Source organism: Pseudomonas sp. FSL R10-0399, from assembly GCF_009600165.1.
Taxonomy (GTDB): domain Bacteria; phylum Pseudomonadota; class Gammaproteobacteria; order Pseudomonadales; family Pseudomonadaceae; genus Aquipseudomonas; species Aquipseudomonas helleri.
This window is the reverse complement of sequence record NZ_WIWK01000122.1, coordinates 1-17,108: the sequence shown is the minus strand read 5'-3', so window position 1 is coordinate 17,108 and position 17,108 is coordinate 1. Positions and strand designations below refer to the sequence as shown.

Sequence of the window (17,108 nt, the reverse complement as noted above, 5' to 3'; positions counted from 1 at the left end):
GCCCGTAGCGGGTTGCGCCCGCTGCGCCGTATGAGCGCGATTGCTGGCAGCGTGTCCGCCGACTCGTTGAAGGCACGCCTGCCCCACGCACAGATGCCGCCCGAACTGGCGGAGCTGGCGATCGCCTTCAACGCCATGCTGGAGCGCCTCGACGACTCCTTTCAGCGCCTGTCGGCGTTCTCCGCCGACATTGCCCATGAACTGCGCACACCGCTGTCCAACGTACTGACCCACACCCAAGTCACCCTGACCCGGCCGCGAGACATCGAAGCTTACAAAGAAGCGCTGCACAGCAACCTTGAAGAACTGCAATGGATGGCCCAACTGGTCAACGACATGCTGTACCTGGCCAAGGCCGACCATGGCTTGCTGACCCCGCGCCGCGAGCCCCTGGAGCTGGCCAATGAGGTGGATTCGCTGCTGGAGTTTTATGCGCTGCTGGCCGAAGACTCACAGATCGAACTGACCCGCGAAGGCCATGCCCAGATCGCCGGAGACCGCAGCATGTTGCGGCGCGCCCTTTCCAACCTGCTGGATAACGCCTTGCGTTACACACCGGCTGGCGGGGCGATCAAGGTAGTGATCAGCGAAGCGGCGACCGCTGTACGCATCAGCCTGTCCAACACCGGCCCCGGAATCAGTGCCGATTTGTTGCCGCGATTGTTCGACCGTTTTTACCGGGCCGACCCGGCGCGCAGCGAAGGCAGTAGCGAACATGCAGGTTTGGGGTTGGCCATCACCCAATCGATCATTCGCGCCCATGGCGGGCAGATCAGGTGTGAATCGCAGGAAGGCTGGACACAGTTTGTGATTGAGTTGCCCTGTCATGCCTGACATCCCTCTGTAGGAGCGAGCTTGCTCGCGATCTTTAAAGATCAAAAGATCGCGAGCAAGCTCGCTCCTACAGAGGGCCAGGGTAGATCAGGAATACCGCAACGCGTGTGCAGGCTCGATTTTGGCCGCGCGGTAAGCCGGGTACAACGTCGCCAAAAAGCTCAACAAAAACCCCGCGCCGCAGATCAACGCGACGTCGCCACCTTGCAGCTCTGACGGCAGGTTGCTGACGAAGTACACGTCCGAGCTGAAAATATGCTGCCCGGAAATCCGCTCGATCCAGCCCACCAGTTCGCTGACATTCAAGGCGGCTATCACGCCCAGTACGCCACCGATCAACGTACCGACGATGCCGATCACCGTGCCCTGCACCATGAAAATCGCCATGATCTGACGCGGCGTCGCGCCGATGGTGCGCAAGATCGCGATGTCCGCACCCTTGTCGTTCACCACCATGATCAAGGTGGCAATGATGTTGAACGCCGCCACGGCGACAATCATCAGCAGCAACAGGCCGATCATGGTTTTTTCCATTTTCATGGCGCTGAACAGGCTGCCCTGGGTGTGGGTCCAATCATCGGCCTTGTAGTCCGCGCCCAGCCCGGCAGCAATTTGCTGCGACACTTTTGGCGCTGCGTACAAGTCTTTGACCGCAAGACGCACGCTTTGCACCTGATTAGGTTGCCAATGCTGAATGGCCGCAGCATCGGCCATGTTCACCAGGCCCATCGAACCATCCAGCTCAGCGCCGACCTTGAAGATGCCGACCACATTCAGACGCTGCAAGCGTGGAGTAATCCCGCCGGGCGCGGTGCTGGCCTCGGGTACGATCAAGGTGATTTTGTCACCGACGCTCAGGCGAAAACGCCGCGCCGTGATATCCCCCAGCACAACGCCGAACTCGCCCGGCTTAAGGTCTTCAAGTTTGCCCTGCACGATGTGCTTGGCGACGATGGACACCTGCCCTTCCAATGCCGGATCCACACCGCTGATCTGGATCGGTTGCATCGAGCCTTTGTACGACAACATGCCGTCCATCTCGGTAAACGGCACAGCCGCCGTGACTTCCGGGTTTTTCATCGCCGCTTCGGCCACCGGGCGCCAGTCATCAATCGGCTTGACGCCAACGATGGTTGCGTGCGGCACCATGCCGAGGATGCGGTTACTCATCTCGCGCTGAAAACCGTTCATCACCGACAACACCACGATCATCGCCAGCACGCCCAGGGCGAGGCCGATCATCGAGGTCATGGAGATAAACGAAACAAAGCGATTGCGGCGCTTGGCGCGGGTATAGCGCGTGCCGATAAAAATCGATAACGGTCTGAACATTCGCGGGCACCGTATAAAAATAAAAGGCCCGACGCCGTGATTCAGCGTCGGGCTTGGCCGATCAAATCGCGGTCAGGCGACCTTCTTGAAGGTGCAACACGCGATCCATCTGCCGGGCCAGGTTCATGTCGTGGGTCACCACCAGGAACGCGGTGCGCATCGAGGTGCTGAGTTCCAGCATCAAATCCTGAATGCCTTGCGCGGTGTGCGAGTCGAGGTTACCGGTGGGCTCATCGAGCATCACCAGCCCCGGCTTGTTAACCAGTGCACGGGCAATTGCCACACGCTGGCGCTCACCACCCGACAGCTCGGCGGGTTTGTGCTCAAGGCGATGGCCCAGGCCGACACGGGTCAGCAACGCTGTGGCACGCTCGCGCGCCTCGGGGATCGGGGTTTTGCCGATCAACAGCGGCATGCACACGTTCTCAAGTGCGGTGAACTCCGGCAGCAAGTGGTGGAACTGGTACACAAAGCCCAGCGAGCGGTTACGCAGCAGGCCACGGGCCTTTTCACCCAGCGCCGACAACTCTTCGCCAGCCAGCCACACGCTGCCGGTGGTCGGGGTATCGAGGCCGCCGAGCAGGTTCAGCAAGGTACTTTTACCCGAGCCCGAAGTACCGACAATCGCCACGCGCTCACCCGGATGCAGCTCTAACTGCAAGCCCGACAACACCACCACCGACTCCGGGCCTTCCTCGTAGGCCTTGCCCAGGTCGCGGCAACTCAACACTGCTTGTTCTTTCATGCCCAACTCACTCATAACGAAGCGCCTGCGCAGGCTGGGTGCGCGCAGCACGCCAGGCCGGGTACAAGGTCGCGAGGAAACTCAGAACCAACGCTGCACCGCACACCATCAACACATCCTGCGCCTGCAATTGCGACGGCAGGTAGTCGATGAAGTACACGTCAGCATTGAGAAACTTGTGACCGATCAGGCCTTCGAGGGCCGAGATCGCAGCGCTCACATTCAGCGCGGCAAGGATGCCCACCACCGCGCCGATGGCTGTGCCGACCACGCCAATCACCGTGCCCTGCACCATAAAGATGGCCATGATGGTGCCCGGTGTCGCGCCCAAGGTCCGCAGAATGGCGATGTCGCCTTTCTTGTCATTGACCACCATCACCAGCGTGGAAATGATGTTGAACGCCGCCACGGCCACGATCAGCAACAGCAGCAGGCCGATCATGGCTTTTTCCATGCGGATGGCCTGGTACAGGTTGCCGTGGGTACGGGTCCAGTCACGGGCGTAATAGCTATCACCCAAATGCTGGGCGATTTCCCACGCGCCGCGCGGGGCCTCAAACAAATCACCGAACTTGAGGCGCAAGCCCTGTACCTGGTCAGGCTTCCAGCGCTGCATGCGCGCCAGATCCTGCAAGTTGGTCAGGCCGAGGTAGCCGTCGATCTCGCCCGCGCCAACATGGAAAATGCCCTGCACGGTGAAGCGCTTCATGCGCGGGAACATGCCGGCCGGGGTCACGGACACTTCCGGGGCCACGAAGGTCAGCTTGTCGCCCACACCCACGCCCAGCGCTTTGGCGGCCTTGTCACCAATAATGATGCCGAAGCTGCCGGGCGTCAGGGAGTCGAGTTGCCCCTCCTGCATGAAGTGATCGATGATCGAGACTTTGCGCTCCTGCACCGGGTCGATAGCATTGAGCAGGACTTTCTGCACATTGCCATCATGGGTCAGCAACCCCTGCATCTGGGTGAACGGCGCAACCGCCTCCACTTTCGGGTTTTGCTGGACCTTGGCGGCCAGGCTTTGCCAGTCTGTGATCGGTTGATCGCCGACAATAGTCGCGTGGGGCACCATGCCCAGCACGCGGGTGCGCATTTCATGATCGAAGCCGTTCATCACCGAGAGCACGACAATCATCACGACCACGCCAAGGGCGAGCCCGATCATTGAAGTCAGGGAAATGAACGACACAAAATGATTGCGACGCTTTGCACGGGTATAACGCGTGCCAATAAATACGAAGAGAGGTCTGAACATGTCGGGGCTTGTTCTGGGGAAAAGAAGGCGTCCTTGTGGCGGGGCCTGATAAGCAGCTTTACACTCTGACCACAGCCGCCATCATGGGTTCGCCATGTCGACATTAGATGAAGCAAATCGCCGCGAATACTACCGTATCGAGGATGTGATCGCACTGGAAATCACCCCGCTGTCGGCCGTCGAGGCCGATAGCGGTAAAGTGTTGCAGGATGCATCCCCGCTCTTCAATTTGCTCAGTGAATTGCACCTCAGCGAATTCGAGTCCCAACACCTGTTGCGCCAGATCAGCGAGCGCGACCGCACGCTGTCCAGTTACCTTAAAACCCTGAACAAACGCGTCGATCTGCTCAGCCAGATCGTCGCGCAAACCGTGCTGGGCAAGGTCGGCGAACTGCAACCGGTCACGCTGTCCGAAGGCGGTATCGACTTTCACCATTCTCAGGCTTACCCGGTTGATAGCCATGTATCGGTCAAGCTGGTGTTGATGCCGCAAGCCTTGGGGTTACTGCTGCGCGCCCGGATCGTTGAATGCCGGGCCGAAGCCGGGCGTTATTGGATAGCAACAGAATTTGAAGCACTGAGCGAAACCCAGCGCCAATTGCTGGCACGCCATATTTTGCAAAAACAGGCTCAGGCACGACGCCTGGCGCGCGACTTAGACGATCCAACGACCGAGTAAGCCTTCAACGGCCTCTCTGTAGACGCAGTGAATGCTGCATAAAGGAGCAATTGTGACCCTGATTTATGGCCATCGCGGCGCCAAAGGCGAAGCACCGGAAAACACCCTTGCCAGCTTTGAGCAATGCCTCAAGCACGGCGTTCGTCGTTGCGAACTGGATTTGCACTTGTCCAAAGATGGCGAGTTGATGGTGATCCACGACCCGACCCTCAAACGCACCACCGATCGACGCGGCAAGGTAATTGAACAGACCGCTGCCGACCTGGTGACCTATGACGCACGCAAAGGCGGCCCGGGCTGGGTACATCCGTGCCCGATCCCGCGTCTGGAAGAACTGTTTGAAAAGTGCAACTTTGAGCACTGGCAACTGGAAGTCAAAAGCGCCTCGCGCACCCGCGCTGCCACCACCGTGCTGGCGATCCGCGAAATGGCTGAACGCCATGGCCTGATGGACAAAGTCACCGTCACCTCCAGCTCGCGAGAAGTGCTCAAGGCCGCGCTGGAGCTGACCCCGGACCTGTCACGCGGCCTGGTAGCCGAGTACGCCTGGCTCGACCCGCTGAAGGTCGCCCAGAATTACGGTTGCGAGATGCTGGCGTTGAACTGGACACTCTGCACGCCTGAACGTCTGGCCAAGGCTCAGCGCCAGGGGTTGCATGTGTCGGTGTGGACAGTCAACGAGCCTGCACTGATGCGCAGACTCGCTGATTTCGGCGTCGACAGCCTGATTACAGACTTTCCCGGTTTGGCCACTGCCACCCTTGGGAATGGCTGAAATCGGTCTCCCCGACCGGCTCAGGCCACCGGCCGGAGCCGCTTAAAAAAGCCGGTTGAGGCCATCGTAAGCGGCTACCCGATAGGCTTCAGCCATGGTCGGGTAGTTGAACGTGGTGTTGACGAAGTACTTCAGGGTGTTCAGTTCGCCCGGCTGGTTCATGATTGCCTGGCCGATGTGTACGATCTCTGAAGCCTGATAACCGAAGCAGTGAACGCCCAGCACTTCAAGGGTTTCGCGATGGAACAGGATTTTCAGCATCCCCTGAGGCTCGCCGGCAATCTGTGCACGCGCCATGCTCTTGAAGAACGCCTTGCCCACTTCGTACGGTACTTTGGCCTGGGTCAGCTCCTGCTCGTTCTTGCCGATCGAGCTGATCTCCGGAATGGTGTAAATACCGGTCGGTACATCATTGACGAAGCGCCAGCTGCCATTGTCGACAATGCTGCCAGCGGCTGAACGACCCTGGTCGTGAGCCGCACTGGCCAGGCTTGGCCAGCCGATCACATCGCCAGCGGCGTAGATGTTCGGCACGTCGGTGCGGTAGTTTTCATCCACATGCACCTGGCCACGGCCATTGGCCTTGAGGCCGACGTTTTCCAGGCCCAACTGATCGGTGTTGCCGGTACGGCCGTTGCACCAGAGCAAGGCGTCTGCCTTGATCTTTTTGCCGGATTTAAGGTGCAGGATCACGCCGTTTTCAACGCCTTCAACCCGCTCGTACTCTTCATTGTGGCGAACAGTGACGTTGTTGTTGCTGAAGTGATAGCTCAAAGCCTGGGAGATTTCGGCGTCGAGGAAGCTGAGCAATTGCCCACGGTTGTCGACCAGCTCAACCAATACACCCAGACCGCTGAAGATCGATGCGTATTCGCAACCGATCACGCCAGCGCCGTAAATGATCAACTTGCGCGGGGTGTGGCCCAGGCTGAGGATGGTGTCGCTATCGTAGATACGCGAGTGGGTGAAATCGATATCGGCCGGGCGATAAGGACGCGAGCCGGTGGCGATAATGATTTGCTTGGCGATCAGGGTTTCAACCACGCCGTTAGGGCACACCACCTGAATGGACTGTTCGTCATTGAAGCTGCCGGTACCGAAGAACAGGTCAACGCGGTTGCGCGCGTAGTAACCGGTGCGCGAAGCCACTTGCTTGGAAATGACTTTTTCTGCGCTTTTAAGCACGTCCGGGAACGAGAACCAACGCGGCTCACCAATGGCCCGGAACATCGGGTTGGTGTTGAACTGCATGATCTGGCGAACCGAGTGACGCAAGGCTTTGGACGGGATCGTGCCCAAGTGCGTGCAGTTGCCGCCGACCTGACGCCGGCTGTCGACCATTGCTACCTTGCGCCCTGCTTTAGCGGCGTTCATTGCCGCGCCTTCTCCTGCAGGGCCAGAGCCCAGTACCACTACATCGTAGTTGTAGACAGCCATGCGTACTCCTCAGAACAGGCCGTGGCACCGCTTTGGGCACCTACGGCTAAATCATGTCGCGGCCAGCGCCATGAAGGATCAAAACGTGGGGCACAGTCTATAGAAGCCTGACCGCGGCGAACATTAACCCTTGGTCTTGTCGTAGGCTAATTTTGTCTGCACTACATCACCGTTTGCATTTCACCCTCATGTCAGCCTCGCCAAAAGCAGCCCTCGCTGTAAAACGCGAGAGCTGTGATGCACGTAATGTTGCGTTCATCTTGTGCGCAAAAAATCATCAAAAGCCCAAAATCCGCCGGAGCATCTCGCTCACCCCGCCAGGATTAATCAAAAAAAATCGCCAGCCTTTACGGGTCCAAAGCCCTTGAATCCGACGCGCAACAGCAACAAAAGTTGCCTGGACGGCCTGATACACATATCGTTACAAAACTGTTTTGTACAACGGCGTGCGCCTTGATCTTGCAGTGTGGACAAGCAACAAACATGGATTACGCATAAAACAGATAACAGCGGGTGATTTCTGATGGCCTCCAGTACAGGCAAAGGCAAAGCGATTTTTCGCGTTGTCAGCGGCAACTTTCTCGAAATGTTCGACTTCATGGTCTTTGGCTTTTACGCCACGGCCATTGCCAAAACCTTCTTCCCCAGCGACAGCGCTTTCGCATCCTTAATGCTTGCCCTGGCGACCTTTGGCGCCGGTTTCCTGATGCGTCCATTGGGCGCTATTTTTCTGGGCGCCTACATCGACCGACACGGCCGTCGCAAAGGTTTGATCATTACCCTGGCCCTGATGGCCATGGGCACCGTGCTGATTGCCTGCGTACCGGGTTATGCCACCCTGGGCGTCGCGGCACCGCTGCTGGTGCTGCTTGGCCGTCTGTTGCAAGGTTTCTCGGCGGGCGTGGAGCTGGGCGGCGTATCGGTGTACCTGGCGGAAATCGCCACACCGGGCCGCAAAGGCTTCTTCGTGAGCTGGCAGTCCGCGAGCCAACAGGCTGCGGTAGTTTTCGCAGGTTTGATGGGCGTTGGCCTGAACCACTGGCTGAGCCCGGAAGACATGGGTGACTGGGGCTGGCGGATTCCGTTTTTGGTCGGCTGCATGATCGTGCCGGTGATCTTTGTCATCCGTAAGTCGATGGAAGAAACACCGGAGTTCGAAGCCCGCAAACATCGCCCTACCCTGCGTGAAATCATCACCTCCATCGGCCAGAACTTTGGCCTGGTACTGGGCGGTATGGCGCTGGTGGTGATGACCACTGTGTCTTTCTACCTCATCACCGCCTACACCCCGACCTTCGGCAAGACCGAGCTGCACCTGTCAGATCTTGAAGCGCTGCTGGTGACCGTCTGTATTGGCCTGTCGAACTTCATCTGGCTGCCGATCATGGGCGCACTGTCTGACAAAATCGGTCGCCGACCGCTGCTGCTGGGCGCAACCATTCTCGCCATCCTCACCGCCTACCCGGCCTTGTCCTGGCTGGTGGCCAACCCGAGCTTCAGCCACTTGCTGATCGTGGAGTTGTGGTTGTCGTTCCTGTACGGCTCGTACAACGGTGCAATGGTGGTTGCACTGACCGAAATCATGCCCGCTGAAGTGCGCACCACAGGCTTCTCACTGGCTTACAGCCTGGCCACCGCGACCTTCGGAGGCTTTACCCCGGCCGCGTGTACCTACCTGATCCACGCCCTGGACAACAAAGCAGCCCCCGGCCTGTGGCTCACCGGTGCCGCCGTATTGGGCCTGATTGCCACCGTGGCGCTGTTTCGCGGTAACAAGCATCAGTTGCGCGTAGCGCAAGCAGCTTAAGCGGACCTGCGCCTATCTGTAGGAGCGAGCTTGCCTCGCGATCTTTTGATCGTTTAAAAGATCGCGAGACAAGCTCGCTCCTACAGGTTTTTAAATGCCGCACACAAAAACGCCCCGAACCAGTCGGGGCGTTTTTAGTTGCAACGAGTGCTTAGCGCGGGAACGCTGGCGGGTTAACCCCGGCCATGTCTTCCATCACACGCACTACCTGGCAGCTGTAACCGAATTCGTTGTCGTACCACACGTACAGCACAACGCGGTTGTCATTGCAGATAGTCGCTTCAGCATCCACCACACCGGCGTGACGCGAACCTACGAAGTCAGTCGATACCACTTCCTGGGAGCTCACGAAGTCGATCTGCTTGTGCAGATCGGAGTGCAGCGCCATGTGACGCAGGTAGTCGTTCATTTCTTCGCGGGTAGCCGACTTCTCAAGGTTCAGGTTGAGAATGGCCATCGACACGTTTGGCGTCGGAACACGGATCGCGTTACCGGTCAGCTTGCCAGCCAGTTCAGGCAATGCCTTGGCAGCAGCTGTCGCAGCACCGGTCTCGGTGATCACCATGTTCAGCGCGGCGCTACGGCCACGGCGATCGCCTTTGTGGAAGTTGTCGATCAGGTTCTGGTCGTTGGTGTACGAGTGAACAGTCTCAACGTGACCGTTGACGATACCGAACTTGTCGTTGACAGCCTTGAGCACCGGCACGATGGCGTTGGTGGTGCAGGATGCCGCCGAAACGATCTTGTCGTCTGCGGTGATTTCGCCGTGGTTGATGCCGTGAACGATGTTCTTCAGCTTGCCTTTACCCGGCGCAGTCAGAACAACGCGGTCGATACCCGGGCACTGCAAGTGCTGACCCAGGCCGTCGGCGTCACGCCATACACCGGTGTTGTCCACCAGCAGGGCGTTCTGAATGCCGTACTGGGTGTAGTCCACCTCAGTCGGGTTCTTCGCGTAGATCACCTGGATCAGGTTACCGTTGGCGGTGATGGTGTTGTTTTCTTCATCGACCACGATGGTGCCGTCGAACGGACCATGTACCGAGTCACGACGCAGCAGGCTGGCGCGCTTGACCAGATCATTTTCGGCGCCTTTGCGCACAACGATGGCACGCAGACGCAGGCCGTCGCCGCCACCGGTTTTTTCGATCAGGATACGGGCCAGCAGACGGCCGATACGACCGAAGCCGTACAGCACAACGTCAGTGCCTTTACGTGCAGAAGCGTTTTGCTGACCAACCACATCGGCCAGTTCTTCGCGAACGAACTGCTCGGCCGTACGGCCATTGCCTTCAGCCTTGAACTTGACTGCCAGCTTGCCCAGATCTACCGACGCGGCGCCGAGCTTGAGCTCGCTCATCGCTTTGAGCAGCGGGAAAGTTTCGTGCACGGACAATTCGCTGTCATCGGACTGGCGATGACGGGCAAAGCGGTGCGCTTTGAGAATCGCAATGACTGAACGGTTGATCAGGCTGCGGCCATAGATCGAACTCACCACATTGTTATTGCGGTAAAGCTGACCGATGAGCGGAATCATCGCTTCTGCGAGTGCTTCACGGTCGATCCATTCACCAAGACACTGGTCGGGCTTCTGAGTCACGGGAACCTTCCACATGTAGGGGCTGAAAAAAGGGGCTACATTATGCAGTTGTGTCCAGATATGGGCAATGCACGCCTGTCACACACCTCAACTGAAACGTTTAAGCACCAACAAATAAAGGTAAATAATTTTCTAACAATGGGCTTTTTTGCGGCTTCAAGCCGTGCTGCAACGCCCTCTGGCCCAATGTTTTACGCCTTGAAGCGGTGAATTCAAGACTCCATTAAAGACGGCAACTGACAGCCATCCCCTTGGCCGTTACACTTAGCCTCTTTGCCGCAACGCTTGGAGCTCAACCTTCCGTGCCCGTCCTGCGTCTACCCAAACTCCCTGCTACGGCAGGTAAACAGCACTGGAGCAATCTGCCCGGTGCTGCCCTGAGCCTCGCCATTGCCGAGGCCGCCAGCGCCGCCAAGCGCTTCACCCTGCTCCTGACTGCCGACAGCCAAAGTGCTGAACGCCTTGAGCAGGAATTACGCTTTTTCGCCCCCGAACTGCCGGTGTTGCATTTCCCCGACTGGGAAACCCTGCCCTACGACTTGTTCTCGCCGCATCAGGACATCATTTCCCAGCGCATTGCCAGCCTTTACAGGCTGCCAGAGCTGGACCACGGTGTTTTGGTAGTGCCGATCACTACCGCCCTACATCGCCTGGCGCCGACCAAGTTCCTGCTGGGCAGCAGCCTGGTGCTGGACGTGGGGCAAAAGCTTGATGTCGAGCAAATGCGCACGCGCCTTGAGGCCAGTGGTTATCGCTGCGTTGACACGGTGTATGAGCATGGCGAGTTCGCCGTGCGCGGTGCGTTGATCGACCTGTTCCCGATGGGCAGCAAACTGCCGTACCGGATCGATCTGTTCGACGATGAAATCGAGACCCTGCGCACCTTCGATCCGGAGACCCAGCGCTCCATCGACAAAGTGGAGTCGGTGCGCTTGCTGCCGGCCCGCGAGTTCCCGCTGCAAAAAGACGCCGTGACCCGATTCAAGGCGCGTTTTCGCGAGCGCTTCGATGTCGACTTCCGTCGCTGCCCGATCTTTCAAGACCTGACCAGCGGGATCACCCCGGCGGGGATCGAGTATTACCTGCCGCTGTTTTTCGACGAAACCTCGACGCTGTTCGACTACCTGCCGGGGGACACGCAAGTGTTCTCGCTGCCAGGTATCGAGCAGGCGGCAGAGAACTTCTGGTCGGATGTGCGCAACCGCTACGAAGAACGCCGCATCGATCCGTCGCGACCGTTGTTGCCCCCGGCCGAATTGTTCCTGCCAGTTGAAGACTGCTTTGCCCGGCTTAAAAGCTGGCCACGCGTGGTCGCCAGCCAGGACGACATCGACGCTGGCAGTGGCCGCGAACGCTTCCCGGCGCAACCGCTCCCGAACCTGGCCATTGAAGCCAAGGCCAACCAGCCGTTGGCGGCGTTGTCCGGCTTCCTCGAGCAATTTGATGGCCGCGTGCTGTTCACCGCCGAATCGGCCGGGCGCCGCGAAGTGCTGCTCGAACTGCTCGAACGCCTGAAGCTGCGGCCGAAAAACGTCGACAACTGGCCGGACTTTGTCGCCAGCAAACACCGCCTGGCGATCACCATCGCCCCGCTGGATGAAGGCTTGCTGCTGGATGACCCGGCGCTGGCGCTGATCGCCGAAAGCCCTCTGTTCGGGCAACGCGTCATGCAACGTCGACGCCGTGAAAAACGCGCCGACGCCAACAACGATGCAGTGATCAAAAACCTTACCGAACTGCGCGAAGGCGCGCCGGTGGTGCACATTGACCACGGCGTGGGCCGTTATCAGGGATTGGCGACGCTGGAAGTCGACAATCAGGTGGCCGAATTCCTTACTCTGGAATACGCCGAAGGCGCCAAGCTCTACGTGCCGGTGGCCAACCTGCACCTGATTGCCCGCTACACCGGCAGCGATGACGAACTGGCGCCGCTGCACCGCCTGGGCTCCGAGACCTGGCAAAAAGCCAAACGCAAAGCCGCCGAACAAGTGCGTGACGTGGCCGCCGAGCTGCTCGACATCTACGCCCGCCGCGCCGCCCGCGAAGGCCATGCGTTTGCCGACCCGAAGGCCGATTACGCCACCTTCAGTGCTGGCTTCCCGTTTGAAGAAACCCCGGACCAGCAAACCACCATCGAAGCCGTGCGCGCCGACATGTTGTCGCCCAAGCCGATGGACCGTCTGGTGTGTGGCGATGTGGGCTTCGGTAAAACCGAGGTAGCCATGCGCGCGGCCTTTATTGCCGTGCACGGCGGCCGTCAGGTGGCGATTCTGGTGCCAACCACCCTGCTCGCCCAACAGCACTACAACAGCTTCCGCGACCGCTTTGCTGACTGGCCGGTCCGCGTTGAAGTGATGAGCCGCTTCAAGTCCGCCAAAGAGATCAACCAGGCCGTGGCCGATCTGGCCGAAGGCAAGATCGACATCGTGATCGGCACGCACAAGCTGCTGCAGGACGACGTCAAAATCAAAAACCTGGGGCTGGTGATCATCGACGAAGAACACCGCTTCGGTGTACGTCAAAAAGAACAGCTCAAGGCCCTGCGCAGCGAAGTCGACATTCTGACCCTCACTGCCACGCCGATCCCGCGCACGCTGAACATGGCGGTGTCGGGCATGCGCGACCTGTCGATCATCGCCACGCCACCGGCGCGCCGGCTGTCGGTGCGCACCTTCGTCATGGAACAAAACAACAGCACGGTCAAAGAGGCCCTGCTGCGTGAATTGCTCCGTGGTGGCCAGGTGTACTACCTGCACAACGACGTTAAAAGCATCGAAAAATGTGCCGCCGAACTGGCAGCTCTGGTGCCCGAGGCGCGGATCGGCATCGGCCACGGGCAGATGCGCGAAAGCGAGCTCGAACAGGTGATGAGCGACTTCTACCACAAGCGCTTTAACGTGCTGATCGCGTCGACCATTATCGAAACCGGTATCGACGTGCCGAGCGCCAACACCATCATCATCGAGCGTGCAGACAAATTCGGCCTGGCGCAGTTGCACCAATTGCGCGGCCGCGTCGGACGCAGTCACCACCAGGCCTACGCCTACCTGTTGACGCCACCGCGCCAGCAAATCACCGGCGATGCGCAAAAGCGCCTCGAAGCCATCGCCAACACCCAGGACCTGGGCGCCGGTTTTGTGCTGGCCACCAACGACCTGGAAATCCGAGGTGCGGGCGAGCTGCTCGGCGACGGCCAAAGCGGCCAGATCCAGGCGGTCGGTTTTACCCTGTACATGGAAATGCTCGAGCGCGCGGTCAAGTCGATTCGCAAGGGCGAGCAGCCTAACCTTGAGCAGCCGCTGGGCGGCGGTCCTGAAATCAACCTGCGCGTGCCCGCACTGATCCCGGAATCGTACCTGCCGGATGTGCATGCGCGCCTGATCCTCTACAAGCGCATTGCCTCGGCCACCGACGAAGACGGCCTAAAGGACTTGCAGGTCGAGATGATCGATCGCTTTGGCCTGCTCCCGGAGCCGACGAAGAACCTGGTGCGCATTACCCTGCTCAAATTGCAGGCCGAACAACTGGGCATCAAGAAGATCGACGCCGGGCCACAAGGCGGGCGTGTCGAATTTGCCTCCGACACACCAGTTGATCCGCTGACCTTGATCAAACTGATCCAAAGCCAGCCCAACCGCTATAAATTCGAAGGCGCCACGCTGTTTAAATTTATGGTGCCGATGGAACGCCCGGACGAACGCTTCAATGTCATCGAGGCCCTCCTGGAGCGCCTCACGCCGAAGTCGTCGTAATGGGACCTGCGCAATGAAACGCCCATGCCCCCGAACCTGAACCCGCGACTGACCAAGCCGCTCGCACCGACTTGGGTCAGTCGTTTCAAAGAACAAAGCCTGGAGCGTGGCCGCCGCTACGCCCGGGAAAACCGTGTCAGAATCGCGCAGATTGGCGACAGCCTGATCACGGCCAGTTGCCAGGGTTCCGGGGACAACACCTATCGCCAGACCATACAGTTACGCGAATCCGCCAAAGGCACCCTGCTGTTGGTGAGCGCGAACTGTACGTGCCCTGTACGCACTAACTGCAAGCACACCGCTGCCGTTTTACTGAAGATTGAAGACACCTTGAACTACCCCGCTGCTGCCCAGGACGCCGAGCTTCTGGAAAAACTCCAGGCCGTACTCGACTCGCGCCGCCCCAACAACCTCCCAGAAGTGCTGAGTGAAGACGTGCAACCCACGCCACGCCTGTGGCTGGCCAGCGCCGAATTCAGCGCCTTCGAACCGCGCAACGGGAAAATGCAGCGCTACACCCAGCACCGCGCCGCGCTGTCATTCAATTACCTGGATCACTACGCAAGCGGGCACAAAGCCGCAGACATCCTGATACGCCAGGAACACCAAACCCTGCGCATCAAACGCCAGCCCGAGGCCGAAAACGCCTTTCGCGAGCAGTTGCGCGATCTGGGCTTCAAAATCGCTACCCGCCAGAGCAAAGCCCTGCCGGAGAGCGCCGGCGAGCTGTTTGAAATGGTCAACGACAGCGCCTGGCTCAACTTCACCCTGAACCAGATGCCCGGCCTGCGTGAGCAAGGCTGGGAGCTACAGATTGACGAAGATTTCGGCTTTGACCTGTCGCCGATCGAAGACTGGTACGCCAACGTCGACGAAGCCCCCGAGCACGACTGGTTCGACCTGGAGCTGGGGATCATCGTCAACGGCCAGCGCCTGAGCTTGCTGCCGATTCTGCTGAACCTGATGCGCTCGCACACCGACATCCTCAGCCCCGAAAAGCTCGCACGACGCCGCGACGACGAACTGATTCTGGTGAATATCCCGGCCACGCCCAACAGCGGCCACGGCCCGCTGCAAGTGGCGCTGCCCTACGGCCGCCTGAAACCGGTACTGGCGACCCTGGACGAGTTCTATCTGGGTGAGCCGGGCGCCACCGCATTGCGCATCAAAAGTGCTGACGCCCCGCGCCTCAATGCGCTGGACGCCATGCCGCTGCGTTGGGAAGGCGGCGAGCACATCCGTGGTTTTGCCCAACGCCTGCGCGACATCAAAGACTTCAGCGTCGACGCCCCCGAAGGACTCAATGCCAACCTGCGCCCCTATCAGTTGGAGGGACTGAGCTGGATGCAGTCACTGCGCCAGCTTGAAGTCGGCGGCATTCTTGCGGACGACATGGGCCTGGGCAAAACCCTGCAAACACTGGCGCATGTTCTTTGCGAGAAAAATGCCGGACGCCTCGACCGCCCGGCCATGGTCGTAATGCCCACCAGCTTGATCCCCAACTGGCTGGATGAAGCCGCGCATTTCACCCCGCAACTCAAGGTGCTGGCACTGGTGGGCGCAACGCGCAAAAAACACTTCGACCACCTTAACGACTACGACCTGATCCTCACCACCTACGCACTGCTGCCCAAAGACAGTGAGCAGTTGGCCAAATTAGCGCTGCACGTATTGATCCTCGATGAAGCGCAGTACATCAAGAACCCCGGCAGCAAGGCGTCACTGGCTGCCTGCGAGCTGGTGGCCCGCCAGCGCCTGTGCCTGAGCGGCACGCCGCTGGAAAACCACTTGGGCGAGCTGTGGTCACTGTTTCACTTCCTGCTTCCCGGATGGTTGGGCGACATTAAAACCTTCAACCACAACTACCGGGTGCCGATTGAGCGCCAGGGCAGCGACGAGCGCTTGCAGCACCTGAATGCCCGGATAAAACCGTTTTTGTTGCGTCGCACCAAAGAACAAGTCGCCACCGAGCTGCCGCCGAAAACCGAGATCATCCATTGGGTCGACCTCAACGAGGCCCAGCGCGACGTGTACGAAACCATGCGCCTGGCGATGGATAAAAAGGTCCGCGACGAAATCACCCGCAAAGGTGTAGGCCGTAGCCAGATCATCATCCTTGAAGCGCTGCTTAAACTGCGTCAAGTGTGCTGCGACCTGCGCCTGGTCAGCAACACCCCGCCGAAAAAAGGCAGCACCTCGGGCAAGCTGGACAGCTTGATGACCATGCTTGAAGAACTGTTTGCCGAGGGTCGGCGCATTCTCTTGTTTTCGCAGTTCACCTCGATGTTGGAACTGATCGAAGCCGAACTGAAGAAGCGCAACATCCGCTACGCCCTGCTCACCGGGCAAACCCGCGACCGACGCGCGCCGGTCAAGGATTTCCAGAGCGGCAAGTTGCAGATCTTCCTGATCAGCCTCAAGGCGGGTGGCGTGGGCTTGAACCTGACTGAAGCCGACACCGTGATCCACTACGACCCGTGGTGGAACCCGGCCGCCGAAAACCAGGCCACCGACCGCGCCTATCGCATTGGCCAGGAAAAACCAGTGTTTGTGTACAAGATGATTGCGCGCGGAACCGTGGAAGAGAAAATCCAGCACCTGCAGCAGGAAAAATCAGATTTGGCGGCAGGCGTACTCGATGGACGCATCGCCGGAGACTGGAAACTGCAAGACGACGACATCGACGCCTTGTTCGCGCCATTGCCGCCTAAAAACGAAAAACGCTAAAACACCTTATCTGTAGGAGTTGCCGCCCCGTCTTCGACGCCGCGCTGTCGCGCAGCACACAGGCCACCGAATATCTTCAGCATCCCCCAATCGGTTCCCTCTCCTTCGGGAGAGGGCTAGGGTGAGGGGGGCTCTTAGATCAAGATCAAAAGATCGCGAGCAAGC

The 17,108-nt window shown here is 59.3% G+C and carries 11 protein-coding genes; 6 read left to right on the top strand and 5 right to left on the bottom strand.

Going from position 1 to position 17,108, the window contains the following annotated elements:
* Positions 1–834: heavy metal sensor histidine kinase (locus GHO41_RS24760; RefSeq protein WP_153434901.1), on the top strand; the 834-nt coding region annotated here is incomplete at its 5' end.
* A gap of 87 nt (positions 835–921) precedes the next feature.
* On the opposite strand, the gene GHO41_RS24755 is transcribed toward GHO41_RS24760, so the two are convergent.
* From GHO41_RS24755 to GHO41_RS24745, 3 genes are all read right to left on the bottom strand, one after another.
* Entirely contained in the window at positions 922–2,166 is a 1,245-nt protein-coding gene (locus GHO41_RS24755) for a lipoprotein-releasing ABC transporter permease subunit (RefSeq protein WP_153434900.1), read from the bottom strand.
* Positions 2,167–2,227: 61 nt separating this feature from the next.
* A complete protein-coding gene (lolD, locus tag GHO41_RS24750) occupies positions 2,228–2,911 on the bottom strand; it encodes a lipoprotein-releasing ABC transporter ATP-binding protein LolD (protein ID WP_173430604.1) in 684 nt (227 codons plus the stop codon).
* Positions 2,912–2,918: 7 nt separating this feature from the next.
* Complete coding sequence (locus GHO41_RS24745; RefSeq protein WP_048368697.1) at positions 2,919–4,166, bottom strand: lipoprotein-releasing ABC transporter permease subunit; 1,248 nt, start codon at positions 4,164–4,166, stop codon at positions 2,919–2,921.
* Positions 4,167–4,260: 94 nt separating this feature from the next.
* Between GHO41_RS24745 and GHO41_RS24740 the strand changes: the two genes are divergently transcribed.
* On the top strand, positions 4,261–4,845 hold the full coding sequence (locus tag GHO41_RS24740; RefSeq protein ID WP_153434899.1) for a PilZ domain-containing protein: 585 nt from the start codon (positions 4,261–4,263) through the stop codon (positions 4,843–4,845).
* 52 nt (positions 4,846–4,897) lie between these two features.
* A complete protein-coding gene (locus GHO41_RS24735) occupies positions 4,898–5,620 on the top strand; it encodes a glycerophosphodiester phosphodiesterase (protein ID WP_048368699.1) in 723 nt (240 codons plus the stop codon).
* A gap of 42 nt (positions 5,621–5,662) precedes the next feature.
* On the opposite strand, the gene sthA is transcribed toward GHO41_RS24735, so the two are convergent.
* Complete coding sequence (sthA, locus tag GHO41_RS24730; protein ID WP_048368700.1) at positions 5,663–7,057, bottom strand: Si-specific NAD(P)(+) transhydrogenase; 1,395 nt, start codon at positions 7,055–7,057, stop codon at positions 5,663–5,665.
* Positions 7,058–7,580: 523 nt separating this feature from the next.
* Between sthA and GHO41_RS24725 the strand changes: the two genes are divergently transcribed.
* Entirely contained in the window at positions 7,581–8,864 is a 1,284-nt protein-coding gene (locus GHO41_RS24725; RefSeq protein WP_153334249.1) for an MFS transporter, read from the top strand.
* Between the two features lie 151 nt (positions 8,865–9,015).
* On the opposite strand, the gene GHO41_RS24720 is transcribed toward GHO41_RS24725, so the two are convergent.
* The gene (locus GHO41_RS24720) at positions 9,016–10,479 is read right to left on the bottom strand and encodes a glyceraldehyde-3-phosphate dehydrogenase (protein ID WP_048368702.1); all 1,464 of its coding nucleotides are present in this window, start codon (positions 10,477–10,479) and stop codon (positions 9,016–9,018) included.
* 287 nt (positions 10,480–10,766) lie between these two features.
* Here GHO41_RS24720 and mfd point away from each other — a divergent pair, with 287 nt between their 5' ends.
* Both mfd and GHO41_RS24710 read left to right on the top strand, forming a co-directional pair.
* On the top strand, positions 10,767–14,216 hold the full coding sequence (mfd, locus tag GHO41_RS24715; protein WP_048389314.1) for a transcription-repair coupling factor: 3,450 nt from the start codon (positions 10,767–10,769) through the stop codon (positions 14,214–14,216).
* Positions 14,217–14,240: 24 nt separating this feature from the next.
* Complete coding sequence (locus tag GHO41_RS24710) at positions 14,241–16,943, top strand: DEAD/DEAH box helicase (RefSeq protein WP_153434898.1); 2,703 nt, start codon at positions 14,241–14,243, stop codon at positions 16,941–16,943.
* The last annotated feature ends 165 nt before the right edge of the window (positions 16,944–17,108 follow it).